Source organism: Streptomyces sp. CG4 (assembly GCF_041080655.1).
Classification (GTDB): Bacteria; Actinomycetota; Actinomycetes; order Streptomycetales; family Streptomycetaceae; genus Streptomyces.
Map to the genome: position 1 here is coordinate 5257963 of NZ_CP163525.1, position 26778 is coordinate 5284740.

General features: G+C 69.9%; 28 protein-coding genes. 14 read left to right on the plus strand and 14 right to left on the minus strand.

Translation table 11 applies throughout. From position 1 onward, the window contains the following. Positions 1 to 90: 90 nt before the first annotated feature. Positions 91 to 1428, plus strand: a complete 1338-nt coding sequence (locus AB5L52_RS23895; protein WP_369368958.1) for a PLP-dependent aminotransferase family protein — start codon at positions 91 to 93, stop codon at positions 1426 to 1428. Positions 1429 to 1486: 58 nt separating this feature from the next. Here AB5L52_RS23895 and AB5L52_RS23900 read toward each other — a convergent pair whose 3' ends face one another. The 3 genes from AB5L52_RS23900 to AB5L52_RS23910 form a co-directional block, all read right to left on the minus strand. Continuing rightward, positions 1487 to 2566 (minus strand): MerR family transcriptional regulator, encoded by a 1080-nt coding sequence (locus tag AB5L52_RS23900; RefSeq protein WP_369366073.1) that lies wholly within the window; start codon positions 2564 to 2566, stop codon positions 1487 to 1489. Positions 2567 to 2635: 69 nt separating this feature from the next. Further along, positions 2636 to 3124, minus strand: a complete 489-nt coding sequence (locus AB5L52_RS23905; RefSeq protein ID WP_369366075.1) for a hypothetical protein — start codon at positions 3122 to 3124, stop codon at positions 2636 to 2638. A gap of 170 nt (positions 3125 to 3294) precedes the next feature. Then, positions 3295 to 3987, minus strand: a complete 693-nt coding sequence (locus tag AB5L52_RS23910) for a TetR/AcrR family transcriptional regulator (RefSeq protein ID WP_369366077.1) — start codon at positions 3985 to 3987, stop codon at positions 3295 to 3297. A gap of 53 nt (positions 3988 to 4040) precedes the next feature. Between AB5L52_RS23910 and AB5L52_RS23915 the strand changes: the two genes are divergently transcribed. The 4 genes from AB5L52_RS23915 to AB5L52_RS23930 all read left to right on the plus strand — a co-directional run bounded on the left by AB5L52_RS23915 (position 4041) and on the right by AB5L52_RS23930 (position 6900). Then, positions 4041 to 5159 carry an FAD-dependent oxidoreductase gene (locus AB5L52_RS23915; RefSeq protein WP_369366079.1) on the plus strand — a complete coding sequence of 373 codons (1119 nt, stop codon included), beginning with the start codon at positions 4041 to 4043 and terminating at the stop codon, positions 5157 to 5159. Positions 5160 to 5289: 130 nt separating this feature from the next. Next, entirely contained in the window at positions 5290 to 5766 is a 477-nt protein-coding gene (locus AB5L52_RS23920; protein WP_369366081.1) for a helix-turn-helix domain-containing protein, read from the plus strand. Between the two features lie 78 nt (positions 5767 to 5844). Beyond that, the gene (locus AB5L52_RS23925; RefSeq protein ID WP_351568848.1) at positions 5845 to 6441 is read left to right on the plus strand and encodes a hypothetical protein; all 597 of its coding nucleotides are present in this window, start codon (positions 5845 to 5847) and stop codon (positions 6439 to 6441) included. Positions 6442 to 6555: 114 nt separating this feature from the next. Next, entirely contained in the window at positions 6556 to 6900 is a 345-nt protein-coding gene (locus AB5L52_RS23930; RefSeq protein WP_351032634.1) for a DUF2516 family protein, read from the plus strand. A gap of 119 nt (positions 6901 to 7019) precedes the next feature. Here the strand turns inward: AB5L52_RS23930 and AB5L52_RS23935 are convergent, their stop codons facing one another. The 3 genes from AB5L52_RS23935 to AB5L52_RS23945 all read right to left on the minus strand — a co-directional run bounded on the left by AB5L52_RS23935 (position 7020) and on the right by AB5L52_RS23945 (position 10719). Next, entirely contained in the window at positions 7020 to 8321 is a 1302-nt protein-coding gene (locus tag AB5L52_RS23935; protein ID WP_351032632.1) for a fused response regulator/phosphatase, read from the minus strand. 352 nt (positions 8322 to 8673) lie between these two features. Further along, positions 8674 to 9747 carry an NlpC/P60 family protein gene (locus AB5L52_RS23940; protein WP_369366084.1) on the minus strand — a complete coding sequence of 358 codons (1074 nt, stop codon included), beginning with the start codon at positions 9745 to 9747 and terminating at the stop codon, positions 8674 to 8676. Positions 9748 to 9933: 186 nt separating this feature from the next. Further along, the gene (locus AB5L52_RS23945) at positions 9934 to 10719 is read right to left on the minus strand and encodes a class I SAM-dependent methyltransferase (RefSeq protein ID WP_369366086.1); all 786 of its coding nucleotides are present in this window, start codon (positions 10717 to 10719) and stop codon (positions 9934 to 9936) included. A gap of 222 nt (positions 10720 to 10941) precedes the next feature. Here AB5L52_RS23945 and mshA point away from each other — a divergent pair, with 222 nt between their 5' ends. Then, positions 10942 to 12279, plus strand: coding sequence for a D-inositol-3-phosphate glycosyltransferase (gene mshA, locus AB5L52_RS23950; protein WP_351032626.1), 1338 nt, complete (start codon positions 10942 to 10944; stop codon positions 12277 to 12279). Beyond that, positions 12272 to 12772 carry a YbjN domain-containing protein gene (locus AB5L52_RS23955; protein WP_351032624.1) on the plus strand — a complete coding sequence of 167 codons (501 nt, stop codon included), beginning with the start codon at positions 12272 to 12274 and terminating at the stop codon, positions 12770 to 12772. The genes mshA and AB5L52_RS23955 overlap by 8 nt, the downstream gene beginning before the upstream one ends. A 1-nt stretch (position 12773) precedes the next feature. On the opposite strand, the gene AB5L52_RS23960 is transcribed toward AB5L52_RS23955, so the two are convergent. Further along, positions 12774 to 13652, minus strand: a complete 879-nt coding sequence (locus AB5L52_RS23960) for an AraC family transcriptional regulator (protein WP_351032646.1) — start codon at positions 13650 to 13652, stop codon at positions 12774 to 12776. On the opposite strand from AB5L52_RS23960, the gene AB5L52_RS23965 reads away from it, so the two are divergent. Next, positions 13651 to 14091 (plus strand): DUF2000 domain-containing protein, encoded by a 441-nt coding sequence (locus AB5L52_RS23965; protein ID WP_351032621.1) that lies wholly within the window; start codon positions 13651 to 13653, stop codon positions 14089 to 14091. The genes AB5L52_RS23960 and AB5L52_RS23965 overlap by 2 nt on opposite strands. 15 nt (positions 14092 to 14106) lie before the next feature. On the opposite strand, the gene AB5L52_RS23970 is transcribed toward AB5L52_RS23965, so the two are convergent. Further along, positions 14107 to 14580 (minus strand): carboxymuconolactone decarboxylase family protein, encoded by a 474-nt coding sequence (locus AB5L52_RS23970; RefSeq protein WP_351032620.1) that lies wholly within the window; start codon positions 14578 to 14580, stop codon positions 14107 to 14109. Positions 14581 to 15024: 444 nt separating this feature from the next. On the opposite strand from AB5L52_RS23970, the gene AB5L52_RS23975 reads away from it, so the two are divergent. From AB5L52_RS23975 to AB5L52_RS23985, 3 genes are all read left to right on the plus strand, one after another. Next, complete coding sequence (locus AB5L52_RS23975) at positions 15025 to 16947, plus strand: hypothetical protein (protein ID WP_369366089.1); 1923 nt, start codon at positions 15025 to 15027, stop codon at positions 16945 to 16947. A gap of 373 nt (positions 16948 to 17320) precedes the next feature. Next, a complete protein-coding gene (locus tag AB5L52_RS23980; RefSeq protein ID WP_351032617.1) occupies positions 17321 to 17542 on the plus strand; it encodes a hypothetical protein in 222 nt (73 codons plus the stop codon). Positions 17543 to 17754: 212 nt separating this feature from the next. Then, the gene (locus tag AB5L52_RS23985; RefSeq protein ID WP_351032616.1) at positions 17755 to 18027 is read left to right on the plus strand and encodes a hypothetical protein; all 273 of its coding nucleotides are present in this window, start codon (positions 17755 to 17757) and stop codon (positions 18025 to 18027) included. A gap of 81 nt (positions 18028 to 18108) precedes the next feature. Here the strand turns inward: AB5L52_RS23985 and AB5L52_RS23990 are convergent, their stop codons facing one another. After that, positions 18109 to 19365, minus strand: coding sequence for an MDR family MFS transporter (locus AB5L52_RS23990; protein WP_369366092.1), 1257 nt, complete (start codon positions 19363 to 19365; stop codon positions 18109 to 18111). 178 nt (positions 19366 to 19543) lie between these two features. Between AB5L52_RS23990 and AB5L52_RS23995 the strand changes: the two genes are divergently transcribed. Beyond that, complete coding sequence (locus AB5L52_RS23995) at positions 19544 to 20305, plus strand: phosphoglyceromutase (RefSeq protein ID WP_351032611.1); 762 nt, start codon at positions 19544 to 19546, stop codon at positions 20303 to 20305. 80 nt (positions 20306 to 20385) lie between these two features. On the opposite strand, the gene AB5L52_RS24000 is transcribed toward AB5L52_RS23995, so the two are convergent. From AB5L52_RS24000 to AB5L52_RS24010, 3 genes are all read right to left on the minus strand, one after another. Beyond that, complete coding sequence (locus AB5L52_RS24000) at positions 20386 to 20592, minus strand: ribosomal protein L7/L12 (protein WP_369366094.1); 207 nt, start codon at positions 20590 to 20592, stop codon at positions 20386 to 20388. Positions 20593 to 20840: 248 nt separating this feature from the next. Beyond that, positions 20841 to 21524, minus strand: a complete 684-nt coding sequence (locus AB5L52_RS24005; protein ID WP_369366096.1) for a hypothetical protein — start codon at positions 21522 to 21524, stop codon at positions 20841 to 20843. 449 nt (positions 21525 to 21973) lie between these two features. Next, entirely contained in the window at positions 21974 to 22360 is a 387-nt protein-coding gene (locus tag AB5L52_RS24010) for a hypothetical protein (RefSeq protein WP_351032605.1), read from the minus strand. 481 nt (positions 22361 to 22841) lie between these two features. Here AB5L52_RS24010 and AB5L52_RS24015 point away from each other — a divergent pair, with 481 nt between their 5' ends. Both AB5L52_RS24015 and AB5L52_RS24020 read left to right on the plus strand, forming a co-directional pair. Continuing rightward, positions 22842 to 24602: an MOSC domain-containing protein gene (locus tag AB5L52_RS24015; protein ID WP_369366098.1), complete on the plus strand. Its 1761-nt coding sequence runs from the start codon at positions 22842 to 22844 to the stop codon at positions 24600 to 24602. Positions 24603 to 25145: 543 nt separating this feature from the next. Then, positions 25146 to 25631 (plus strand): DUF4265 domain-containing protein, encoded by a 486-nt coding sequence (locus AB5L52_RS24020; protein WP_369366100.1) that lies wholly within the window; start codon positions 25146 to 25148, stop codon positions 25629 to 25631. 249 nt (positions 25632 to 25880) lie between these two features. On the opposite strand, the gene AB5L52_RS24025 is transcribed toward AB5L52_RS24020, so the two are convergent. Both AB5L52_RS24025 and AB5L52_RS24030 read right to left on the minus strand, forming a co-directional pair. Continuing rightward, positions 25881 to 26237 (minus strand): hypothetical protein, encoded by a 357-nt coding sequence (locus AB5L52_RS24025; protein WP_351032598.1) that lies wholly within the window; start codon positions 26235 to 26237, stop codon positions 25881 to 25883. A gap of 111 nt (positions 26238 to 26348) precedes the next feature. Beyond that, entirely contained in the window at positions 26349 to 26672 is a 324-nt protein-coding gene (locus AB5L52_RS24030; RefSeq protein WP_351032596.1) for a hypothetical protein, read from the minus strand. Positions 26673 to 26778 lie beyond the last annotated feature (106 nt).

Below are 26778 nucleotides of genomic sequence, written 5' to 3' on the forward strand. Positions count from 1 at the left end.
CGGTGCAATGCCGCGAGCCTAGGGCAGGGCAATGACTCGGTGCAATCAAAAGATTGCGCTCGGTGCAATGGTGTGGTGGGATGGCGAGCCGTGAAGGACTACCGGAGCGTCGCCGACGCGGTGGCCGACGAGATCAGGTCCGGCGCCCTGCGCCCCGGCGACCGCCTGCCCCCGCAGCGCGCGTTCGCACGGCGCCACGGCATCGCCGACTCCACCGCCACCCGCGTGTACCGCGAACTGGCCCGCCGCGGCCTGACGGTGGGGGAGGTGGGCCGCGGCACCTTCGTCCGCGCGGCCCCCGCCGACCCGGCCCCCGCACTCACGGAACCGGTGGCCGGCCGGATCGACCTGGAGCTGAACTACCCGTCCGTACCCGAGCAGAGCGCGCTGCTCGCCGAGGGGCTCGGCGGGCTGCTGCGTCCCGACGCCCTCGGGCAGGCGCTGCGGCCGGTCGGCGCGGCCGGGCTGCCCGCCGTGCAGGAGTCGGCCGCCGGCATCCTCGCCCGCGGCGGCTGGGCTCCCGCCCCCGAGCGGATCCTGTTCACGGGCAACGGCCGGCAGGCCCTCTCGGCCGCCGTCGCCGCCCTGGTGCCGCCGGGCGGCCGCCTCGGAGTGGAGGAGCTGACGTACCCGCTGGTCAAGGCGGTCGCGGCGAGGCTCGGCATCGTCCTCGTACCCCTGGCGATGGACGCGGACGGCCTGGTCCCGCAGGCGGTGGCCCAGGCCCACGCGGCCGCCCCGCTGCACGCCGTCTACGTCCAGCCGAGGCTGCACAACCCCCTCTCGCTCACCATGCCCGAGCAGCGCGTCGAGCGGCTCGCCGAGGTGCTGCTGCGCCTCGGGCTGCCCGCCGTGGAGGACGCGATCTGGGCGTTCCTGCGCGACGACCTCCCGCCGCTCGCCGCGTACGCCCCCGAGCGGACCGTCGTGATCGACAGCCTCTCCAAGCGCATCGCGCCCGGCCTGTCCCTGGGCTTCGCGATCACCCCGCCCGCCCTGACGACCGCGGTCACCACCGCCCTGCGCGCGGGCGGCTGGGCTCCCCTGCGCTTCGCCCTGGAGGCCGCCCACCGCTGGCAGCGCGGCGGCACGGTACGGAAGCTGGTGGCCGCCAAGCAGCGGGAGGCGGCGGTACGGCAGCGGATCGCGGCCCGGTGTCTGGCCGGGTTCGCGGTGCGGAGCGACGAACGCTCCTTCCACGCCTGGTGGGACCTGCCGCGTCCGTGGCGCGCGGACACCTTCGTGGCCGCCGCCGCGCGGCACGGCATCGCGGTGGTCCCGGCGGCCGCCTTCACCGTCGGCGACCACCACGCCCCGAACGCCGTCCGCCTGGGCCTCGCCACACCACCGCCCGACGTCCTCGCCCAGGCCCTCACCACCCTCGCCGAACTGGCCCGCACCGCCCCGGAGGACCACGTCACCGACTGACGCGAGCCGGATGTCACAGCCACGCCGGCAGAATCGGCCCGGCGCATGCCGCTCGCTCCTACTGCCGGAGCTCCAGGACGTCGGCGACCACGCAGCTGACGTTGTCGGGACCGCCGGAGCCGTTGGCGAGGGCGACGAGTTCACGGACGGCCTGCTCGGGTTCGCCGGTCCCGGAGAGCACTCGGTGGATGTCCTGGGTCGGTACGACGGTCGACAGGCCGTCGGAGCAGAGCAGATACCGGTCGTCCCGCCGGGCGTCGTGGAGGCGCATGTCGGGTGTGGTGTCGGCTCCTCGGCCCAGGGCCCGGACCAGCAGCGACCGCTGCGGGTGCGAGGCGGCCTCTTCCAGGCTGAGGCGGCCTTCGTCGACCATCGACTGGACCATGGTGTGGTCGTGGGTGATCTGGAACAGTTCTCCCTCACGCAGGAGGTAGACGCGGGAGTCACCGATGTGGACGAGGGCCAGCTGGGATCCGGTCCAGAGCATCGCGGTGAGCGTCGTGCCGGTGTGCTCGGACGACGAGCCGTCCCCGGCGATGTCGTGCACGGCCTGCTTGGCCTGTTCGACGACGTCTTCGAGGACGTTGAGGAGAGGGCCGGCCGGGACGCCGCCGGTTTCGAGGTGCTTGAGCGCGTCGACGGCGGCTGCGCTGGCCGGGGCTCCTTGGCTGCCGCAGCCGTCGGCGACGGCGAGCAGCCGGGGCCCGGCGTAGGCGGTGTCCTGGTTGCTCTCGCGGACGAGGCCCGTGTCGGACAGAGCGGCGTAACGGATGCCCAGGGGCTTGGCGGTCGGGGACATGGCGGGGTCCTTCCGTGACAGGTGGTCGACGAGGAAGGTGGCGAGGTCCCGCCGTGCGATGGTGTCGGCCTCGACCTGGGCCCAGAACGCGCGGACCTCCCGGGCCGCCGCCACCGCGTTCAGCGTGCGGACGTGCTGGATGCGGGCCAGCGGCATCCCCAGGCGGCGGAGCCAGGCGACCAGGCGGGCCTGGTCCAGCTGTTCCGGTGCGTAGAGGCGGTAGCCGGTCACCGGGTCGACGCGGGCGGGGGTCAGCAGGCCGAGCTCGTCGTAGAGACGCAGTGCCTTCGGCGACAGCCGGGACGCCTTCGCGAACGCCCCGATGGTCAGCAACCCCATGCTCGTCCCTCCTCATGCCGGGCCCGTCGCCCGGCCCCACCGATGCTGCGGGCTCCCCCAAGGTGAAGGTCAACCGAGGTTTCTGGTTTCTGCGCGGCCCTGTTCGATGCCGAGTTCGGCGGCCAGCCGCTGCAGTGCCGATCGGATGCCCTGCCCGTAGCCGTCGTCGCCCAGTGCATCGACGTACTGCTGTGCCTGGGCCAGGTGGGCGCGGGCGCGATCATCGTCCCCCAGCTTGTGGTGGTCCGCGGCGAGGTTGAGGTGCAGCGACGGGTAGAACCCCCGGATCGCCAAGGACGCGTCGTGCTGTTCGGCCCGGTCGTCGGTCACCGCACCGGCCGCTTCCCATGCCCGCAAGTCCCAGGTGAGTTCGTCCCGCGGGTCCTTCTGGAGATCGGCCATGGAGTGAGCGAGAACGCAGCGGTGGAAAGGATCACCATCCGGCGTGATCCCTTCCCAGATCTCGGCGAACCGGTGCCGAGCGCCATCGCCGTCCCCCGCGTGCTGCAGCCCGATGGCTTCCTCAATACGCTTCATCGTCATGTCCTCGGTGATCACGCGAGCCTCCCCCTTGATCGTCAGCGACTCGACGAGCGTAGGGGCGAGCACTGACACCGACTGGCCCGTCGGCAGCCGCCTCGGTTCGAGGCGACCGGGCCGCGAGCCCGCCATCGGCCCCGTGCCGTGGATGCCGGTGTCCCTCGTTCACATGCGGCAGGAGCCGAGCGTCACGCCCGCGGGCAGTCGAGTTTGGCGGCCACGGCGTCGAGGACCCAGTCCAGGCCGGTCGCGAAGGATGTCTCGGCATCCACGTCCGTGCCGTCGTACACGGCCTTGGCCAGCGCCGGGAAGCGGCCCGTGGCCAACATTTTCGTCACGTGCGGGCCGGAGGCGCGCTGCCAGTCGCGCTTGGACAGGCCCGTGGCGCGCTCGGCCCGCAGGTTCGCGATCTCGCGCCTGATCGCGCCAATGAAGTAGGCGCTGACAGTCTCCACGGCGCGCATGACGGTGTCGACATCGGCGAGGCCGTCGAGGGCGGCCAGCTTGGCCTCGGTCACGGCGAGGCCGTTCGGGCCCAGGGCCGGGCGGCCGCCGAGCAGGTCGGCCAGCCATGCGTGGCGGAGAGCGGCCTGTCTGGTGCGGTGGGCGAGGATACGCAGCGCCTCCCGCCAGTCACCGGGCTGCTCCTCGGGGAGAATCTCGGCCTGGACCTCGTCCACCATGAGGTCGAACAGCTCCTCCTTGGTGGCGATGTATCTGTACAGCCGCATCGGACCGGCGTCCAGGCGGGCCGCGACCTTGCGCAAGGACACCGCCTCCAGCCCGCCTTCGTCGGCCAGCGCGATGGCGGTGGCGACGATCCGCTCCCGGTCGAGCGGCACGGGTTGAGTCGGCGGCTCCGGCCGGTCCCACACAGTCATGGTGACATCGTACCGTTGCGATGCATCGTAACGAACGAATACAGTGTATCGGCATGAGACATCGCATCGCAGTGGTCGGGAGCGGTCCCGGCGGCCTTGCCTTCGCCCGCGTCCTGCACCGCCATGACCACCCCGTCACCGTCCTCGAACGCGATCCCGCCCCCGACGCCCGCCCCCCGGGCGGCACGCTGGACCTGCACAAAGGGCTGGGCCAGCTCGCGCTGGACAAGGCGGGGCTGCTGGCGGAGTTCCAGGCGCTGTCCCGTCCCGAGGGGCAGGCCATGCGCATCCTGGACACGGACGGGACCGTCCTGCGCGACTGGCAACCCCGCCCGGACGACCGGGCCAATCCCGAGATCGACCGCGGGCAACTCCGTGACCTGCTGCTCGGCCCTCTCGACGTCCAGTGGGGGCGGGGCGTGACACAGGTGGTGCCGGGGACCCGGGATGGCGTACTGGTCCAATTCGCGGACGGGCGACAGGAGACGTTCGACCTCGTGGTCGGCGCGGACGGCGCCTGGTCCCGGACCCGCCCGGCAGTCTCGCCGGTGACGCCGCACTACACCGGCGTCACCACGGTCGAGACCTCCCTGGACGACGTCGACACCCGCCACCCCGACCTCGCCCGGCTGGTCGGCGAAGGTTCCCTGGCTGTGTACGGCGTGAACCGAAGCCTCGTCGCCCAGCGCAACAGCGGCGGCCACGTCAGGGTGTACGCCCAGTTCCGCGCGCCGCTGGACTGGCACACGAACCTGGACCTGGCCGACGCCGAGGCCGTCAGATCGAGCCTGCTGGCTCTGTTCGACGGCTGGGCCGCTCCCGTCCTCGACCTCCTCCGCCACGGCACCGCTTTCGTCCACCGCCCCCTCTACGTCCTGCCCGTGTCCCACACCTGGACCCACGTCCCCGGGGTGACGCTGCTGGGCGACGCCGCCCACCTGATGCCCCCACTGGGGGCAGGCGCGAACCTCGCGATGCTGGAGGGCGCCGAACTCGCCGAGTCCATCGCCACCGGCCCTGGAGATCTGGACGAGGCCGTCCGTGCCTTCGAGGAACAGATGTGGGCACGGGCCGGCAAGTGGGCGAAGATCACGACGGCCGGTCTGGAACGCCTCGTGAGCCCGGACCCCGCCGAAGCCCTCGCCCTCTTCGACCAAGTCCAGCCATCCTGACCGCCGAGCGCGGGAGCACCAGCATCAACGGCTCGCCACGGCTTCACGGGTCCCGTCTGTCTCACCCCGCGGCGCACTTTTGCAAGCGGGATGCTTGCAATTGTTAGCGGGGGTGGGGCACAGTGGAGGCATGGCATCGCTGAACGTCGGCAATCTCGGTGACTACCTGCGCGAGCAGCGGCGGAACGCCCAGCTCTCGCTGCGGCAGCTCGCCGACGCCGCCGGGGTGTCCAATCCGTACCTGAGCCAGATCGAGCGCGGGCTGCGCAAGCCCAGCGCGGAGGTGCTCCAGCAGGTCGCCAAGGCCCTGCGCATCTCCGCCGAGACGCTGTACGTCCGCGCCGGCATCCTCGACGCCGAGCGGGATCGCGACGAGGTGGAAACGCGCGCGGTCATCCTCGCCGACCCCTCGCTCAACGAGCGGCAGAAGCAGGTGCTGCTCCAGATCTACGAGTCCTTCCGCAAGGAGAACGGATTCGGGGGCGGAGAGCCCGACGCGGCCGGGGAACCGGCACAGGACGCGGGTGTGCACACCGACGGCACCGATACGGCCGATACGGCCGACGTGAGCGACACCGATGCCGGTCCGCGGCGGACGGCCGGATAACCGGACCAGGGCGCCGGCCGCCCCACCGCGGACCACACCAACCTCAGCCGAACGCGAATCCGGGAGGACCTGATCACGATGGCCATTACCGACGACCTGCGCAAGACCCTCAGCGACCCGACTCCGCTGTACTTCGCCGCCGGCACCGCCGACCTCGCCCTGCAGCAGGCCAAGAAGGTGCCCGCCCTGGTCGAGCAGCTGCGTGCCGAGGCCCCGGCCCGCATCGATGCCGTGCGCCACACCGACCCGAAGGCCGTGCAGGAGAAGGCCGCCGCCCGCGCCAAGGAGGCGCAGGAGACGCTCCAGACCAAGGTCAACGAGTTCCTCGGCACCATCGACGTCGACCTGCGCAAGCTCGGCGAGCAGGCCCAGGACCTCGCCCTGCGCGGCGTCGGCGTCGCCGCCGAGTACGCGGTCAAGGCCCGCGAGACCTACGAGAAGGTCGCCGAGCACGGCGAGCAGGCCGTGAAGACGTGGCGCGGCGAGGCCGCCGAGGAGATCGAGGACTTCGCGGTCGTCGTCGAGGGCAAGCCCGAGCCGGTCGAGGCCCAGGCCGAGCCGAAGCCGGCCCAGGCCCAGGCCGAGCCCGCCGCGGAGAAGAAGCCGGTGGCGAAGAAGGCCCCGGCCGCCCGCAAGGCCACCCCCGCGAAGAAGACGACCCCGCCGGCGAAGTGACCCGCGTCGGCGAGCTGACAACGGCGTGACAAAGGGCCGGGCACCTTGGGGGTGCCCGGCCCGTTGTACGGGTACGGTGGCTGTACGGACGACTCGATTCGGGTGGTGGACATTGTGTTGACGACGGCAATCGGCGGCGTGATGTGGCTGATCTTCACCGCCATGCTGGCGTTTGCCATCGTGGCGTTCGTGATGGCCGCGATCTTCCGCGAGGACGCGTACCGCGCCGCGGACAAGCAGAACAAGGGGTTCTGGCTGATCATCCTGGGCGTCGCGGTCGCGGTGAACCTGTTCGTGCCGTGGCTGTTCCTGCAGCTCGCGGGCCTGGTCGCGACGATCGTCTTCTTCGTGGACGTACGCCCCGCCCTCCAGCAGGTCTCGGGCGGCAAGCGCTTCCGCCGCCGGGGGCGTGGCAGCAGCAGCGACGGTCCCTACGGCCCGTACAACGGCGGCCGCTGACTGACCTGGCTACTCGGCCGAACGGCCACGACGCACCCCCTCGCACCCCGGCACCTCGCGCCGGGTGAGACGCCCCCCGCACCGGGCGACGTGAACAACCCCCTACGGCGAGACCCGCGTCACGGTGTCCGGTCCAGCAACACGACGGCGACGTCGTCGGTCAGTTCGCCCCCGTTGAGATCGCGCACCTCGCTCACCGCGGCCCGCAGCAGATGCTCCCCCCGCAGCCCCTCGGTCAGCTGTCGGCGGATCATCGACACCATGCCGTCCTGCCCCAGCCGCTCTCCACTGTCACCGACCCGGCCCTCGATCAGCCCGTCGGTGTAGAGCATGAGGCTCCACTCGGCACCCAGCTGCACCTGCATCCGCGGCCAGCGGGCGCCGGGCAGCAGGCCGAGCGCGGGTCCGTTGTTGTCGTAGGGGAGCAGCCCGGCCGACCGCCCGGGACGGGCCAGCAGCGGTGCCGGGTGCCCGGCCAGGCACAGGCCCGCGCTCCGGCCGTCCGGCGCGATGTCGACGGTGCACAGCGTCGCGAAGATCTCCTCGTCGGACCGCTCATGCTCCAGCACCTGCTGCAGCGTGCCCAGCAGCTCGTCCCCGCACAGCCCGGCCAGCGTCAGCGCGCGCCAGGCGATACGCAGCTCCACGCCGAGCGCGGCCTCGTCCGGGCCATGGCCGCAGACGTCGCCGATCATGGCGTGCACGGTGCCGTCGGGCGTGCGGACGGCGTCGTAGAAGTCGCCGCCGAGCAGTGCCCGGGAGCGGCCGGGGCGGTAGCGGGCGGCGAAGCGCAGCGAGGAGCCGTCCAGCAGGGGCGTGGGCAGCAGCCCGCGCTCCAGGCGGCGGTTCTCCTGCGCGCGCAGCCGGCCCTCGGCCAGCCGCCGCTCGGCCGTGTCGGAACGTTTCCGCTCCACCGCGTACCGGATGGCGCGGCTGAGCAGCCGGCCGTCCAGCTCTTCCCGGAAGAGGTAGTCCTGGGCGCCCACGCGCACGGCCTCGGTGCCGCGCTCGGCGTCGCCGGAGCCGGTCAGCGCGAGCACGGCATGCCGGGGCGCGAGCCGCAGCACATGCCGGAGCACGGCCAGCTCGTCGTCCGCGTCGCTGCCGCCGGGGGCGGGCAGCGCGAGGTCCAGCAGGATGCAGTGCACATCGTCGGTGAGCAGCCGCTCGGCCTCGGTGAGGTTGCGGGCGGTGCGCACCCGGATCGGCTTGCCGGCGGAGTCCAGCAGATCGGGAACGATCGGCGAACCGGCCGGATCGTCCTCGATCAGCAGCAGGGTGAGCGTGGTGCCGGTGGTGCTGGTGGGCGTGGCGTCGCGGTGGGCCTCTTCCTTGAGGGGGCCGCCGCCTGCGGAGGCGGCCTGCGCCTGACCACACTCCACGGCCGGGATCGCTCTCTGCCGCGGTACGGGTACGGGCATCGTCTTGGGTTCCTTCCCTCCCCCCGAGGGCACGGCGGCGCCGAGGGTCTCGAAGCCACCGACGGGGACCATAGCGGCATTGACCGCCCCGATGGAATGGTGTGAGCCGCGTCGCTCGCGCGCAGGCCGCTGTCATATGCCGCGTTCCGTACGACAGTTGGACAGGCCGCCCCGGCGCGGGGGATGACGAAGCTCACGTCCGGCCCGGATATGGGCGGCGGGTCGGTGGAGTGGGTCACATGGCGTGGGTCACGGGGATTGCCCAGGGGAGCGACCAGCCACGGTGAAAGCCGCGCTCGGAAGACGGCCGTACCTCAACGGTGCTGTACCGCCCCGCGCCGTGGCCGCAGGCCTACGCGTCCGGGCGGACGACCCCCAGGATCGGCATCGAACCGGCGCCCGCGATCGTCACCGTACGCCCCGGGCGCGGGGCCTGGATGATCGCGCCGTCGCCGATGTAGAGGGCGACATGGCTGGCGTCGTCGAAGTAGATGATGAGGTCGCCGGGGCGCATGTCCTGGACGTCGATGTGCTTGAGCTGCTGCCACTGTTCCTGCGAGGTGCGCGGGATGGGGTGGCCGGCCGCGGCCCAGGCCTGGGAGGTCAGGCCGGAGCAGTCGTACGACTGCGGGCCCTCGGCGCCCCACACGTACGGCTTGCCGAGCTGGGCGGTGGCGAACGCGACGGCCTTCTCGCCCTGCGCGGAGGCCTTGCCGTGGATCCGCTGGAGGATGCCGGTGTCCAGCCAGTCCGTCTGCGCCTTCAGGGCGGCCTGCTGCTCCAGCTGGTCGAGTTCCTGCTGCTCCTTCTTCTCCAGCTGGGACTCGAGCTTCTTCGCGGCGTCGATCTGCTGCTGGACCTTCTTCTGGGCGGCGGCCTTGGCCGTGCGGTCGGCGTCCAGTTTCTTCCACTGTGCCGCGGCGTCGTCGGCGTACCCCTGCAACTGCGTCTGGGTGCTGGTCAGTTCGCTGATCAGCGACCTCGCGGCCCGCTGGCCCTGGAGGGCCAGTCCGGCCCCGTCCAGGACCTGTCCGGGGTCGTTGCTCAGCAGGAACTGGGCGGTGGGCGGGATACCGCCGGTGCGGTACTGGGCGCGGGCGGTCGCGCCCGCCTGGTCCTTGAGCCGCGCGAGCCGCTGCTGCCCCTGGTCGATCTTCTTCGCCAGCTCGACGATCTCGGCGGACTGCTGCTTCGCCTTCTCCTCGGCCGCGTTGTAGGCGTCGGTGGCGACGGCCGCGTCGTGGTAGAGCTTGTCGAGCTTCTCGCGGACCTTCTCAAGGTCCTTGCTCGGCGGGGGAGTCGGGGAAGTGCTCGGACTCGGAGTCGGTTGCGGGGCGGCGAAGGCCGTGCCGGGCACACCCAGCACGGTCACCGCGCAGACCACGGTCACGGCGGCCGAGAGGACACTGCGCTTGCCCCAGCCCATCACGGATCCCCCCAAAGCTGATTTACCGTCAGTAACTTACGGTGCCTCGGGGATGGTGTCACGTCGCGGCACAAAGCGACAGAGGCAGGTGTTCCCCCCTCAATCGCCCCACGTGACGATCTCCCCGCCGGTGTGACGAACGACGCGCGGGATTCGTTCCACCCCACGGCCCCCGAACGGGTGATGTCAGGCCTTCGGCGCCAACGCCGCCCAGGCCACCGTCACTTCGCCCTGCCGCCAGCGGGCCGGGGAGTCCGTCACCGGCCAGTCGGCCGTCAGGTCCCGTACCGCGCGCAGCCAGCGCTGCCGGGCGCCGTAGGAGGCGTAGGGCGCGGCGGCGGCCCAGGCGCGGTCGAAGTCGCGCAGAAAGGCGTGCACCGGCTCGCCGGGGACGTTCCGGTGGATCAGCGCCTTCGGCAGCCGCTCGGCGAGGTCGGACGGCTGCTCCAGCGAGCCCAGCCGGGTGGCGAAGGTCACGGTCCGTGGCCCCTCCGGGCCGAGCGCCACCCATACGTGCCGCCGCCCGATCTCGTCGCACGTCCCCTCGACCAGCAGTCCGCCGCGCGAGCCGGCGCCGGCCGGGGCGAGCCGCGCGCACAGCCGCGCCCAGACGGCGGCGACCTCGGCTTCGTCGTACTGGCGCAGCACATTGGCGGCCCGGATGAGCAGGGGCCGTCCGGGCACCGGGACCTCGAAGCCGCCGTGCCGGAAGGCCAGCCCCTCCCGCTCGTACGGCCGCGCGGCCGCGACCCGCTCCGGTTCGATCTCCACGCCGACCACACGCGCGCGTGGCGCGGCGGTCCGCAGCCGGCCGAGCAGCTCGACGGCGGTCCAGGGGGCGGCGCCGTAGCCGAGATCGATCGCCAGGGGGTCCTCGGCGCGCCGCAGTTCGGCGCCGTGCGCGGCGGCGATCCAGCGGTCCATGCGGCGCAGCCGGTTGGGGTTGGTCGTCCCGCGCGTCACCGTTCCCACGATGGGGGTCCCTCCGCTCGAGCGAAGCCGAGAGTGGGGGAGTGTCGCTGCGCTGGATTTCACGGTACGAGGGTAAGCGCCGTAGAGGCGGAGCCTCACGCAAGGTAATGATTGGGTAAAGCGGCTTGATCGGGAAATGGTGCGGCCCCGCTCGCTGTTGCCCACCTTGGAGGGCGAGGTCGATCCTCCGTTCGGCATGCCCGCAGCAAGGAGGACCGCCACGTGAGCCAGTACGTCAGCAGGCTCGGGCGACGCTCCCCGTCGGCCGCGTCACTCCTCAGGCTCCACCGCCGGCCCCGCCGGGTCGCGATGCTCTCCGTGCACACCTCTCCGCTCCACCAGCCCGGCACCGGCGACGCCGGCGGCATGAACGTCTACATCGTGGAGCTGGCCCAGCGGCTCGCCGCCCTGGGCATCGACGTCGAGATCTTCACCCGGGCCACGTCGGGCGGTCTGCCCCCCGCGGTGGAACTGGCCCCCGGCGTCCTCGTCCGGCACGTCGACGCCGGCCCCTACGAGGGCCTCGCCAAGGAGGAGCTCCCGGCCCAGCTGTGCGCCTTCACGCACGGCGTGATGCAGGCCTGGGCCGGTCACCGCCCCGGCTACTACGACCTCGTCCACTCCCACTACTGGCTCTCCGGCCACGTCGGCTGGCTCGCCGCCCAGCGCTGGGGCGTGCCCCTGGTGCACGCCATGCACACCATGGCCAAGGTCAAGAACGCCAACCTGGCCGACGGCGACACGCCCGAGCCCGCCGCCCGGGTCATCGGCGAGACCCAGATCGTCGCCGCCGCCGACCGGCTCATCGCCAACACGGCGGAGGAGGCCGACGAGCTGGTACGGCACTACGCCGCCGACCCCGCGAAGGTCGCCGTCGTCCACCCGGGCGTGAACCTCGACCGCTTCCGCCCGGACGACGGCCGCGCGGCGGCCCGCGCCCGCCTGGGGCTGCCGCCGGACGCCCTGATCCCGCTGTTCGCGGGCCGTATCCAGCCCCTGAAGGCCCCGGACATCCTGCTGCGCGCGGTGGCCGTGCTGCTGGACGAGCGCCCCGAGCTCCGCTCCCGCATCCACGTCCCGGTCGTCGGCGGCCCGAGCGGCAGCGGGCTCGCCAAGCCGGAGGGGCTGCAGAAGCTCGCCGCCCGGCTCGGCGTCGCGGACGTCGTACGGTTCCGTCCGCCGGTCGGCCAGGAGCAGCTCGCGGACTGGTTCCGGGCCGCGTCCGTGCTGGTCATGCCGTCGTACAGCGAGTCCTTCGGGCTGGTCGCCATAGAGGCGCAGGCGGCCGGCACGCCGGTGCTGGCGGCGTCCGTGGGCGGCCTTCCGGTGGCCGTGCGCGACGGCGAGACCGGGTTCCTGGTCCCCGGCCACAATCCCGCCGACTACGCGCGCGTGCTGGGCCGTTTCGCCGACGAGCCGGCCCTCGCCGCGACCATGGGCCGGGCCGCCGCCCGGCACGCGCGGTCCTTCGGCTGGGACCGGGCGGCCGCCTCGACCGCCGACGTCTACACGGCCGCGACCCAGTCGCACCGCCGTCGCGTACGCTCCCATCATGGGTGATGTCGAGAAGGCGGCGCAGGTCATCGAGGGGGTCCTGAAGGACGCCGAAGTGGAGTGGGAGAGCCCCGAGCCCGGAAACTACGTGGTCAAGCTCCCCGGTACGCGCAAGCTCTCCACGACGGTCTCCTTCCTCGTCGGCCGCCACTCCCTCTCGCTCAACGCCTTCGTCGTCCGGCACCCCGACGAGAACGAGGCGGGCGTCCACCGCTGGCTCCTGGAGCGCAACCTCAAGCTGTACGGCGTGAGTTACGCCGTCGACCGCTTGGGCGACATCTACGTCACCGCCCGTCTGCCGCTCGCCTCCGTCACCCCGGACGAGATCGACCGCCTCCTCGGCCAGGTCCTGGAGGCGGCCGACGGAGCCTTCAACACCCTGCTGGAGATGGGCTTCGCCTCCTCGATCCGCAAGGAGTACGCCTGGCGGGTGTCCCGCGGCGAGTCCACACGCAACCTGGACGCGTTCCGGCATCTGATCGAGCGCCCCGCCGACTGACTCACCGCCGTTTTCCGGGTGCGGGAGCCGTGCGCGAGCCGCCGCGATAGCGCCCCGGTGTCACCCCGACCAACTTCCTGAAGTGCCGGGTGAGATGGGCCTGGTCGTAGAACCCGGTGGCCGAGGCCACCTCGCCCGGTGCCAGGCCGTCCAGCAGCAGCCGCCGGGCCCGCCCGACCCGCCGCGACATCAGGTACTGGTGCGGGGCGATGCCGTACGCGCCGCTGAACGCCCGTACCAGATGGGCGGGATGGGCGTGCAGCAGCCGCGCCGCCTCCGCCAGCGAGACACCGTCGACGACCCGGGCGTCGAGCAGTTCCCGCAGCCGCCGGCCGAGCACCGGGTCCGGGCGGTGCGGCGGTACGTTCGTGCGCCGCCGCAGATGGTCCCGCAGCCGCTCCCCGACGAGGGTCAGCCGGCTCTCCGCCTCCAGTTCGTCACCGGGCCGGGCGAGGGCGGAGTGCAGCCGCCCGACGCGCTGCCGCAGCAGCGGATCGCGCAGATCGGGGGTGTCGACGGCGGCGCCGATCAGGTCCTCGCCCAGCCGGCTGCCGTCGAGGTAGACGACGCGCTTGCGGAAGCCGTCCGGAGTGGCGGGCGAGCCGTTGTGCGGTACGTGCGGCGGCAGCAGTGAGACGGTGTCCAGCGGGGTGCTGTGCTCATGCCGATCGAGGTCGTACCGTACGGCCCCGTCGTCCACGATGAGCAGCGTCCAGGCGTCGTGGACGTGCATCGGGTAGGCGTACTCGGTGAAGTGGGCGTGGAAGACCTCCACGACACCCGGGATGCGCGGGCGCCAGGCGGAGACTTCCTGCTGGTCGGCGGCCACGCAAAGAACGTACAAGACCGGCCGCCGGTCCGCCCGGCAGTCTCGCTGCATGAACACCGAACCGATCCCCACCGAGCCCGTCCGCTTCGACACGAAGATCGCCGTACTGCTGCGCGCGGACCTGGAGCCCTGGCAGCGCCTGAATGTCACCGCGTTCCTGGTCAGCGGCCTCGGCAGCCAGGTCCCGGAGGTGATCGGCGAGCCGTACGAGGACGCGGACGGCGTCGGCTACCTCCCCATGTTCCGCCAGCCGGTGCTGGTCTTCGAGGGCTCCAAGGAGACCCTGAAGGCGGCCCACGGCAGGGCACTGAGCCGCGCCCTGCCCCGCGCCGTCTTCACCTCGGACCTGTTCACGACGGGCAACGACCGCGACAACCGCGCGGCCGTGCGGGCCGTACCGACCGCCGAGCTGGACCTGGTGGGGCTGGCGGTGTACGGCCCGCGGGGCGGGGTGGACAAGGTCCTCAAGGGCGCCCGGATGCATCCGTGAGGCCCCCGGTCCGGGTCAGTCGAACATGCCCGGCTGGTAGTCGCCGGCGGGCTGCTGGACGACGACATTGACGCGGTTGTACGCGTTGATCAGGGCGATCAGCGCGACGAGCGCGGCGAGCTGGTCCTCGTCGTAGTGCTTGGCGGCGTTCGCCCAGACCTCGTCCGGGACACCGCCCGCCGCGTCGGCGATGCGGGTGCCCTGCTCCGTCAGCTCCAGCGCGGCGCGCTCGGCGTCCGTGAACACCTTGGCCTCCCGCCAGGCCGCGATCATGTGCAGCCGCTGCGCGGTCTCCCCGGCGGCGGTGGCGTCCTTGGTGTGCATGTCGGTGCAGAACCCGCACCCGTTGATCTGGCTGGCCCGGATCTTCACCAGTTCCTGCGTCGCGGCCGGCAGGGCGGAGTCCGAGACCACCTTCCCCGCCGAGTTGATGTACCTGAAGAACTTGCTGGTGACAGGGTTGGCGAAGAGGTTCAGACGGGCGTCCATGGCGTGCTCCTGTGTGATGTCCGGTCGCTGCTGACTACACCCCTCTGACGAAACGGGCCGGGAGGATGTGACGTGGGGCGAATGTGACGCCGGTCACTCGCGGGTGAGGGCGAGGGCGAGGGCACGGCCGCGGGTGCGGGCTGGGGCCTTTTCCATGATCAAGGGTTTACCCGCTTCTCGTTGTGCCCGGCCGACCGTGTGGCTAGCGTTCAGCCCGCGGCGCATGAAACAAGCAGGCAGCTCATGAACGGCTCATGAAAGAGCCGGAACATCCTGAGCGGTCCGAGCGCGTCCCCCACTTCATGGCGCATCCGCCGACCCCTGCCACATGACTCTCATGGGCAGGCCAGTCGTCTCCGTCGTCACACACAGAAGGGCGGATCCTTGCGCTCAAGGACCGAACGTTCCACCTCCGAGCCGGACAGCGGGCCGAGACACCGGGCGGTGTCCGCAGCCGCACTGCTGTCCGCCGCGGCACTGATATCCGGCGTGGGACTCACGACGACCGCGTTCGCGGCCGGATCGTCGGCAGCTTCGGCGGCCCACGCCAGACACCTGTGCGCGCACGCCACCACACCCGGCCATGTGGCGTGTCTGGCGGAGGCCCGCACCGACGTCGTCCAGCACCTGACCGTCGGCCCCCACACCACTCCGTCCGGCTACGGTCCCGCGGACCTGCAGAGCGCCTACAACCTGCCGTCCGCGACGGCCGGTTCGGGCCGGACCGTGGCGATCGTCGACGCCATGGACGACCCCACGGCCGAGTCCGACCTCGCCGCCTACCGGTCCCAGTACGGCCTTCCCGCCTGCACCACCGCCAACGGCTGCTTCCACAAGGTCAACCAGACCGGCGGCACCACCTACCCGAGCGCCGACTCGGGCTGGGCCGGTGAGATCTCCCTCGACCTCGACATGGTCAGCGCGGTCTGCCCGCAGTGCCACATCACGCTCGTCGAGGCCTCCTCCACGAGCATGACCGACATCGGCACGGCCGAGAACGAGGCCGTCGCCCTCGGCGCCAAGTACGTCTCCAACTCCTTCGGCGGCTCCGAGGACCCGTCCGAGACCACCGCCGACGTCCAGTACTTCAACCACCCCGGCGTCGCCATCACCGTCAGCGCGGGAGACAGCGGCTACGGCGCCCAGTACCCGGCCTCCTCCCCCTACGTCACCGCGGTCGGCGGCACTTCGCTCAGCCACGCGAGCAACTCCCGCGGCTGGAGCGAGTCGGTGTGGTCCACCGGCAGCACCGACGGCACCGGATCCGGCTGCTCCGCCGACGAGGCCAAGCCCACCTGGCAGCCGGACACCGGCTGCACCCGCCGCACGGTCGCGGACGTCTCGGCGGTCGCCGACCCGGCCACCGGCGTCGCGGTCTACGACACCACCGGGGCCTCCGGCTGGAACGTCTACGGCGGCACCAGCGCCTCCTCGCCCATCATCGCGGCCACCTACGCCCTCGCCGGCACCCCGACCGCGAACAGCTACCCGTCCTCGTACCCCTACGGCCACACGTCGGCCCTGAACGACGTCACCACCGGCGCCGACGGCACCTGCTCCCCGAGTTACCTCTGCACCGCCGGCACCGGCTACGACGGCCCGACCGGCCTCGGCACGCCCAACGGCACCGCCGCCTTCACTGGCGGTGCGAACACCGTCAACTCCCTCCAGCCCGGCCGGAAGCTGACCTCCGGCCAGCGGCTGAGCAGCGCGAACATCACCCTGTCCATGGGCAGCGACGGCAACCTGGTCGCGTACCTGAAGACGAACGGAACGAGCGGCAGCGGTCCGGCGATCTGGTCCACCGGCACCTCGGGCCACTCCGGCGCGTACGCGTACATGCAGAGCGACGGCAACCTGGTGGTCTACTCCAGCACCGGCACCGCCCTGTGGTCCAGCCACACCTCCGGCCACAGCGGGGCGTACTTCCTGGTGCAGGACGACGGCAACCTGGTGGTGTACTCCAGCACCGGCAGCGCCCTGTGGTCGGACGGCACCTACATGCGGTCGGCGACGATCGGTTCGGGACAGAAGCTCTACGGCGGCTGGTGGGCCCAGGCCAAGTACACCCGACTGGTGGTGCAGCCGGACGGCAACGTCGTGCTGTACCGCAAGCGCGACGGCAAGGCGCTCTGGTCCACCGGCACCTACGGCCACTCCGGCGCCTACGCGTACATGCAGGGCGACGGCAACCTGGTGGTCTACCCGAGCAGCGGCAGCGCCCTGTGGTCCACCCACACCTCCGGCCACTCCGGCGCGTACGCCACGGAGCAGAGCGACGGCAACTTCGTCGTCTACGCGGCCTCCGGCGGCCCGGGCAAGGGCGGCGCCCTGTGGGCCAGCAACACCCGGTCGTATCTGCCCTGACCGAGGGCCACAACGGAATCTGCACAGTGCGTACGCAACCACGGAACGGTCCGGTGCCGTTGGTGCCGAGTTGTCCGAACCGCTGCGGCGGTGGCAAGAGCTGTGACCCGCCTGTGGGGCGCCGCATGTGGAGAAACCGCCCCGGAAGCGTGACCGCGCCCGCACGGATGGGGCACGCGGCGGGGCAACTGACCCGGGCCGGGCTGCGGTTGGGTGGCTGCCCGGCGCACTCCGTGGTTTGATCGCTCGCACCGCCGGGATCGCGCCACCTGTCCTGAACCAGGACGGCGCACGCCTGCGGCCGCGGCCCACCGTCTGTCCCCCGGCGGTGCCGCTTCCCCTTGTGGACCATCACGCGAAGGGCAGTTTCCCCATGAACTCCGCTCACCAGCTCCAGACCGTCGAGATCTCCGACGCCGAACTCGACACCGTCGCCGGCGGCCTGATGCCCGAGCTCAGCCTCACCCTCGACAACACGACCCTCAGCAGCACCGGCGCCCTGTCCCAGCTCAGCGCCGTCACGGGCTCCGTCACGGGCGAGGCGCTGGGCGCCCTCGGCCAGACCCACCAGGTCGGCGTGAACGCCTCCCTCTGATCGTTTCGGTCACCGCACCCAGCCCCCTGCCGGAGGAGACTCCGGTCAGGGGGCTCGGTCGTGCCCCCTATACACCTCTTTCGGCGAGGGTGCCCACGCGGGTGGCGCCAAGTGGGCCCCTATTCGGGTGCTTGTGTGCACGGCACCGCTTCTCGCGTGCGGGCCGGCGGCATACCTCTGGCGCAAGCACACACCGACCGAAGGAGACGCTTATGCGTGCACGTACCGTGGTGGCCGGCATCGCTCTCGCCGGGACCGTTCTGCTCGGGGGTGCGGCCCAGGCCCTCGCCGACGACAACGACGACATGGGGAGCCCCGTCGGCAACAGCCAGGGCAGCGGGGTCATGGGCAACAACCATGGCGGCCTCATGGGAAACAGCGGAGGCGATTTCGGGAAGGGCTCGCACGGCAAGACCGATCTCGGCCCGGATGCCTCCGGATTCGGCAAGACCGGGTCCATTTTCGACCGATCCGACGCCAAGTGACCGCTTGGCCGTGCCTTCATTGCCCGCCCCGCACCATGCTGCTCACGGTGCGGGGCGGGCAATGTTCCGCAGGTGAGCCCCTCAGGCCGTACGGACCTCGGGCTCGGCGTCCATGGCCGGCGGAGCGGGCGCCATAGGAGTCTCCTTCGGCAGCCCCCGCATGAGCACCCCGTACCCCAGTCCCGCGACCGTCCCCACCGCGGCGCACATCCCCCACAGCCACGACGCGCCCAGATGGTCGATCACGGCGCCGGACATCAGCGGGGCGACCAGCGCGGCGACGGACCAGGACAGCGTGTAGACGCCCTGGTAGCGCCCGCGCCCGTGCACCGGGGAGAGCCGTACGACGAGTCCGGTCTGGGTCGGTGCGTTGACGATCTCGGCGAGCGTCCAGACGCACACGGTGACCATGAAGACGCCGACCGACCCGGCGAAGGCGGTGAGCCCGAAGCCGTAGCCGGCGAGCAGCGAGGAGGCGACCAGCAGGGTGCGCGGGTCGCGGTGCTCGATGAAGCGGGTCACCGGGATCTGCAGGGCGACGATCAGGATGCCGTTGACGGCGATGGCGAGCCCGTAGTCCGCGGGCGAGAACCCGGCCCGCCCCATGGCCACCGGCAGCCCCACGGACCCCTGCTGGAACACCAGTGCCACCAGGAAGGACAGCCCGACGACGGCCATGTACCGCCCGTCCCGCAGCACGGTCCCGAGGCTGACGGCGCTGTCCTTCTCCTTCACGTGCGCCGCGGGCCGGGACTCGGGCACCTTCAGGAAGACGACGAGCGCGCAGGCCAGGGTCATCCCGGCCTCGATCAGGAACCCGGCGAGATAGCTGAACTCGGCGATGAACCCGGCGGCCATGGAGGAGACGGCGAACCCGAGGTTGATGGCCCAGTAGTTCAGGGAGAACGCCCGCACCCGGTCCTCGGGCCGCACGATGTCGGCCATCATCGCCTGCACGGCCGGCCGGGACGCGTTGGAGGCCATGCCGACGAGGAAGGCGACGCCGGCGATGGCGGCCGGGTCGCTCATGAAACCGAGCAGCGCGACCGAGGCGGCCGTGCTCGTCTGGGCGATGAGCAGGGTGGGCCGCCGCCCGAGCCGGTCGGCCATCACCCCGCCGCCCAGCGAGGAGACGACACCGCCCAGTCCGTGCAGCGAGGCGACGAGACCGGCGTACGAGGCGGAGTAGCCGCGGTCGAGGGTGAGGTAGAGGGCCATGAACGTGGCCACGAAGGCGCCGAGCCGGTTGACGAGGGTGCTGGTCCACAGCCACCAGAACTCGCGGGGTAGCCCGGAGACGCTCTCCCGGGCGGCACGTCGAAGACGAGCGGCGGACATGAAAAAGGACCCCCCATGGATCACAGGACGCTCCGACAGGGCCCTGTAAGTGACGCAAGCGGTGATCACACATTACAGCGGGGGGTTGTCAGTGGCCACTCAATTAACAGATGCCGTCAACGGTCCACCCATCGGCCGTCCGAGCAGGGCCGGGAACGCTTGGATTACGCTCTTTCCCATGGCCGACGCACCGTACAAGCTGATCCTCCTCCGCCACGGCGAGAGCGAGTGGAACGCGAAGAACCTGTTCACCGGCTGGGTGGACGTCAACCTCAACGAGAAGGGCGAGAAGGAGGCAGTCCGCGGTGGCGAGCTCCTGAAGGACGCCGATCTCCTCCCCGACGTGGTCCACACGTCCCTCCAGAAGCGCGCGATCCGCACGGCCCAGCTGGCCCTGGAGGCCGCGGACCGCCACTGGATCCCGGTCCACCGCAGCTGGCGCCTGAACGAGCGCCACTACGGCGCCCTCCAGGGCAAGGACAAGGCGGCCACGCTGGCCGAGTTCGGCGAGGAGCAGTTCATGCTCTGGCGCCGCTCCTACGACACCCCGCCGCCCCCGCTCGCGGACGACTCCGAGTTCTCCCAGGCGAACGACCCCCGCTACGCCTCCATCCCGCCGGAGCTGCGCCCGGACACGGAGTGCCTGAAGGACGTCGTCGTCCGGATGCTCCCCTACTGGTACGACGGCATCGTCCCCGACCTTCTCGACGGCCACACCGTACTGGTCGCGGCCCACGGCAACTCGCTACGCGCCCTGGTCAAGCACCTGGACGGCATCTCCGACGCCGACATCGCGGGCCTGAACATCCCGACCGGCATCCCGCTGTACTACGAACTCGACGAGAACTTCAAGCCGGTCACCCCCGGCGGCACGTACCTCGACCCCGAGGCGGCCGCGGCGGCCATCGAGGCGGTCAAGAACCAGGGCAAGAAGAAGTAAACGCCCGCGAACAAGCCCCCTACCTGCGGTTTCTCCGCTGGTAGGGGGCCTTTCGCTGCCTCTGGGCCGTCTCTGGGCCGTCAGGGCGATGGGGCCGCGCGCTCTCCGGGCTCCGGCTCCTGTCTCCACTCCGCTCTGGCGCCGGCGCTCTGGAGCACAGCGACAGCGGACTGGGCCCTGTACGCAGACAGACCCTCAAGGAGGGTGACGGGCGCTTGGCGCGCCAGGACCCGGCTGTGCCACAAGCTCAGCCCGGTCACCTTGCGCACTGCTCGGATCACATCCATCTCGCGCGGTGGGTCGACGGCGTACGGGATGGGAGCTGGGGACGGTGGTGGGTTGAGGTGGTAAGAACCCCTCGGCCCATAACTGCTGAAGGCATCCGGCTCAGGGCTTCATAATCCAGCAGGACGTACCCGCTGAAGCGACCCGAGCGTACGGGCGCCTGGCCTTGCACGGATTCACCAGCCGACTCGTGTTGGAAGTCGCGACAGACACGCGACTAGGGCAAGGTATTGGGGCTCAACGCCTTTGATTAGCGTTTAGTGGACCGCTGACCAAGTCGTTCCTTAAGCACTTCCTGGATCACCTGCAGAGCGAGTTCTCGTGCGTTTTTGTCCGACTCTCCTGACGCCTGCATGATTTCATTGATTTGCCGCCATCTCCTTCCAATTGTTTCTAGTTGGTCGACTCGCATAGACTCAACGGCGAGTCGCGAGTCCTCAGGATGCAGCGCAAGGTGATGCGCCCACGAAGTCACCCCGCCAGTCTCAAAATGCCATTGATAGAAGGCGGCTTTTTGAGCACCGATACGGCGAGTCTCAGCACGTTGATGCTCCACGAGCAACTCAAGTTCAAATCGCGAGATTCCCTCGTTGACCAAGTGGGTCAGCCGCTTGCTGCGTTCTTCCTGGGATACATTGATGCTCCAGGATACGCGCAGGCCGATTGATGAACCGAGCGACTTGGAATCCGCTGCTTCTTGCAACGCACTTTCCGCTTCAGCGCTATTTTCGATATTAATTCGCCGTGTGACTCGACGAGCGATCCTCTGGATCTCTGCCATCAGGTGTTGTGGCACGTCACGGACCCCGCTGGCCACGTACCGTGCCGGATCGGCGACCTGCCAGAGGATACTTACGTCCCCATCGAACTGGAAGGCATCATCCGCACTAGGCAAAGTGATGCTCTCGGTTATGAGATTCGTGCTGACATCCACCTCGTACATTGTGGTGTACCGCCTCGATGCTACTTCACTACGCGAAGGGCGATACGATGGCATATACGTGTCGTACACACCTCCAGGTGTTGCGAAGACCAATGCGCGGTCAGGTGCAGTGAGACTAACTGACGGGCTTGCTCGTTTCACAACTCGAACTGTAAGTACCGCGTCAATCAGGCGAGTTTTTCCGTCGGCTGTACGGCCCCACACGTAGGGTGGCTCCTCGCCTCGTTTATCACCTCCCGAGGAGTAATTCGTAATTTTGCCGTCCAGGCTCTCGACGTCGTTCGTTTCGGGGTCGTCGCCTCCGGCAACTCGTGTGACTCTAAGGCTCAGAATGCGATCGGGAGTAGCTTTTCTCGAAACAACTGATGGAGATTGCAGGGCAGGAGTGCGTCGTGACATTACGGCAATTATCTGGCCGATCAGTGAATCAGCGCGCATACCTAGGCCTCCGGATCCAGGTTTGACGCTCCCTGCATCGTCGATGTTTCAGGTGGCGTGAGATTGGATTCTGGGAGTTGCAGAGGGACCGTGCGAGCGATTCTCTCAATTATGTACGGAGCCGCCGCGCCGATGGTCAGGGCGCCAATCGGGCCCGATATTTGACCTGTCAGATCTGCAGCAGAAGCCAGCCCCCCACCAACCATCCATACCGCGACCCCGGCGATGGTGTAGGCGACCGCGCCTGCCTCCCCGTCGCCCGGCTTACGCTCCTGCCAGGGCCAGCGGCGATGGGTGCGGACGGAGCGATAGATCGCAACAGCGTCGAGTGCGAACCCACCTGCAACGCCCCAGACGGCAGCCTGCCACCATGTCATGTCGCCGACCATAGGGGGCAGTTTGACGCTCGCGCAGCGAAACGGCCAGAGGGCGGCCGTTTTCGGCCTGAGCAGGATGGTGGTGGGGAGAGTAGCAGCGCTCGCCGGCCTGTTTCTGGCGCGCCTGCGCCGAGTGTCCGGCCTGTGTGCCAGGCCACGGCTTCAAGTGCGAAGCCGCAGTTCCAACGCCTGTCGCCCGACATCAGTAGCCGACAGCAGCGGAGGCGTACAACCCGATACGGTGATGCACCCGCCATTGAGAGCGCGACCCGCGACGACATCAGCCAACTCGTCGGCCCAGCGAAGCAGAACCTTTGAGGTAATGGCCTTCCGCGCCGGTCCCTCCGTTCGAATCTCAGCGAATGCACCAAACGATTCATGATCACGGAATCGCGGCGGCACCGGAACGGGAACTAGGATCGGCCCCAGCGCACAGATCACGGCGCTGTGAGGGGCTGACCCGGCCGGCCAGCCAGCCCGCAGGAGGTCCGCAATGGCGACGCTGCTGTCCGTGAACGTAGGCATGCCCAGAGACGTCCCCTGGCAGGGAAGGACTGTCCACACCGGAGCCTGGAAGGCCCCCGTCCAGGGCCCTCGCATGGTCCGGCGGCTGAACGTCGATGGAGACGGTCAAGGAGATCTGGCCGGGCATGGCGGCGAAATTCGAGCCGTTCTCGTCTATCAGTTGCAGTCCTATCAGTACTGGCAAAAGCAACTCGGTCGCGACGACCTGACCTTCGGGATCTTCGGGGAGAACTTCACTGTCGACGGTCTGCCCGACGACGAAGTGTCCATCGGCGACCGGTACCGCATCGGCGAAGCCGAATTCGAAGTCACCCAGCCGCGCGTCACCTGCTACCGGGTCGGCATGCGCCTGGGCGAACCGACCATGGCCTCCTTCCTGGTCGCCCACCACCGACCCGGCTTTTACCTGCGCGTCCTCACCGAAGGGCGCGTCGAAGCCGGCGATGAGATCAGCCTCATCCGCAAAGGTCCCGAACAACTCAGCGTTGCCGAGATCGACGCGCTGCTCTACCTCCCCGGTCGCGACCCCGCGAAGCTGCGTAAAGCATTGAACATCCCCGCTCTCAGCCCCGGATGGCAGCAGTCCTTCCGCGAACTCGCCGCCGCCCAGCAGCCTAAACAGGAACCGGGATGGCCGGGCGAACGCGCCAGCTGCCAGCAGCCCAGACAAGAGCCGCAATGGCCGGGGTTCAAGACCATGCGCATCGCCCGCATCGTCCCTGAGACCCCCACCGTCTCGTCGATCTACCTCGCCGCCACTGATGGCACACCCTTGCCCGAAGCCCGTCCGGGCCAGTACCTGTCCATCCGCCTCGCCGTCGGCGATGCCGCCCCCGCAGTGCGCAGCTACTCACTATCCTCCGCACGCACAGCCGACACCTACCGCATCAGCGTCAAGCACGAGCCCCACGGGAAAGTCAGCAGCTACATCCATGCCAGGCTCCGCCCCGGGGACCTCGTGGACATCGCCAGCCCCCGCGGAACATTCGTACTCCAAGAAAGCACCCGCCCGATCCTCCTGATCTCCGCAGGGATCGGTGCCACCCCCGTGCTCGCCATGCTCCACCGACTCGCCGCCACAACAGACGCACGCCCTGTCTGGTGGATCCACACCGCCCACGACCGCGCCCACCACCCTTTCGCAGAGGAGAGCCACGCCCTTCTGGCGCAACTCCCCAACGCCCACGAGCACATCTACTACACCTCCGAAACCCCGCATCCCGGCGAGGTCTACATCACCCAGGGCCGCCCGACCGCACGATCACTCACGGCCATGGGCATCCCCACCGACGCCGACGCCTACCTGTGCGGACCACCCGCCTTCATGGACGACGTCGGTGGCTTCCTGCGCGATCATGGTCTGCGCCCCGAGCGGATCCATACGGAACAGTTCAGCGCCCTCCCGGCCATCAACCCCGGCGTCACCCCCACTGCCGTGGTGCGGCCGCACCAACCATCCGGTCCACCGGGCACCGGCCCCCTCATCACCTTCGCCCGCAGCGGCCTCACGACCCCGTGGTCACCCGCCCACGCGTCCCTCCTCGATCTCGCCGAAGCCTGTGACATCCCCACCCGCTGGTCCTGCCGCACGGGCGTCTGCCACACCTGCATCACCCACCTTGTGTCAGGCGACATCACCTACACCACCCCACCCCTCGAACTCCCCGAAGCCGGCACCATCCTCGTCTGCTGCAGCGCGCCGACCACCGAAGTCGTCCTCGACCTCTAGCCGGCCAGCAAAGGCACAGGCCGGGCCTGCACATCACCGTCGCCGACCGCTTCCAAGACGGATAATTCGACGGCGAGTTCGCCGACCGCGCCACAGCTCTGACCGACGCCGCCGAGACCGACTGGCACAGACCGCTGGGCTGAATCCGAACACCGAGGAGAACCGCACCACAAGCGCACCAGATAGAGCGGGGAACAGCGGGGAATCACGGTGAACATGAGCGCCGCCGGCGAAGCCACAGCTCAGCTGTTCGCCCAGGTCAATGCCCGAACCGACCGCAAATGATCGCAGCTTCCCAAGCTGAGGCTCAGGCACCGTCTTTACGGGGCGGCCGTCACGGCTTGCTGTGATCGACGGCACCGGCAGCGTGGCGGAGGCCGGTGGGGGTGCAGCGAGGCATACGCGTGCGTGATCGGTCCGCAGGCCCGCCGTCGTGGCTGACTGTCGTCGGCTGAGGCCCAGAGGAACCGGACCCAACTCTGAGGAAACGTCATCTGTCACCCACCTGCGGCTGGCGCGGCAGGGCTGTACATCCTGGGCACCATGACGAACCCCGAAGGCCCGTACGTGAAGGTGCACTTCCGGCTTGAGGTCGAGGACGACTGGCTCCCGACGTCGGTGGAGAGCCTCTGGGCCGTCGACCAAGGTGACGGCACCGTGCGGCTCGACAACATCCCCTGGTTCGTCCGAGGTATTGCCTGCGGGGACATCGTGGCCACCGAGCCAGATGAGGAAGGCGTGCGATGGGCCGGCGAGGTGGTCCGGCGTTCGGAGAACTGCACTATCCGCCTCATCGTGTTCCGTGACGGCGGCTCGGGAGCTGCACGGCAGAGCGTGATCAACGCGTTTGAGAGAGTCGGCGTCGACGGCGAGGGCATAGAGCGGTTCGGCATGGTTGCCCTGGACGTCCCGCCCACCGCCGATCTCGTCAAGGTGCAAGGGCTGCTAAAGCACGGCGTAGCGAAGGAGTGGTGGGACATGGAAGAGGGGTGCATCACCGAGCAGTGGCGGGCCGCCTCCGCCGTTTGACGCCGTCGATGTGCCCCATGACGTCGATGTGCCCCATGACTGGGCCGTCCCTGGGCCGTCCGAGGCCGCTCGACAGGGGCCAATGACGACCAACGACGACCACCAGGCGCACGGGCTCACCGCTCCCGACCAGCAAAAACCCAGCTCCCCAAGATCCCGGGCAAGACCCAGGGCAAGGAGAAGTAAGCGCCCGCGAACAAGCCCCCTACCTGCGGTTTCTCCGCCGGTAGGGGGCTTTTCGGTCGTCTTCTAGTCGGTCTCGTCCTCCGATGTGTCGGAGCCGTTCTTGTCCGGTGAGGGAGGGGCGGGGATGACATGCCCGTTCCTGCCGTCGTGACCCCTCCTGCCGTTGTGGCCTCTCCTGCCGTGATGGCCGTCTTCCCCGTGGTGCCCCGGTCTGCCTCTCGGGCCGGTGGGGCCGGCCGCACCGGAGGGACCGGAGGGGCCGGGCGGGCCGGGCAGGACCTCCTGTCCTTGGAGGCTGACGCGTCGTGCCTGGAGTCTGTCGATCTGCTGCTGGTGGGCGACGAGCGCGACCGACTGCGCGACGAGAGCGACGGTCAGCACTGCGCCGAGCACAAGGGGGCGCCGCGGGCTACGCGACACCTCGTTTACGCTACTCACGCTTTTCCTCACTCTGTGTGACGGCGAAAAGTAAAAGGCGCGGACTTGACGCGACTTCGACGACGGGGGCTCGGCCGGCCGACGCCGCCCCGTCTAGCTGCCGATGGCGTCCTTCCCGTCCTTCCCGTCCTTTCCGTCATGACCGTCCTGCCCGTCCTTTCCGTCCTTTCCGTCCTTTCCGTCATGGCCTGCCGGGCCGATGGGGCCGGCCGGACCGCGAGGGCCAGGAGGACCGGACGGGCCGGGAGGACCGGTCAAGAGGTGTCCCTGGGAGTCGACGGGCTGCGTCTGCAGGTCGTCGATCTGCCCTTGTTGGGCGAGGAGCACGGCTGACTGCACGACGAGGGCGACGGTCAGCACTGCGCCGAGCACAAGGGGGCGCCGCGGATTACGCAGCGCTTCAATCACGTTTCTCATATGATTCCTCACGCTGAGTGACGAACAAAGTATAAAAGATGAAGACATTAAGGACGTGCACCTCCGTGTGGAGTGTCTCCCCGGCGACCTCGAACGGCCCAGGAGC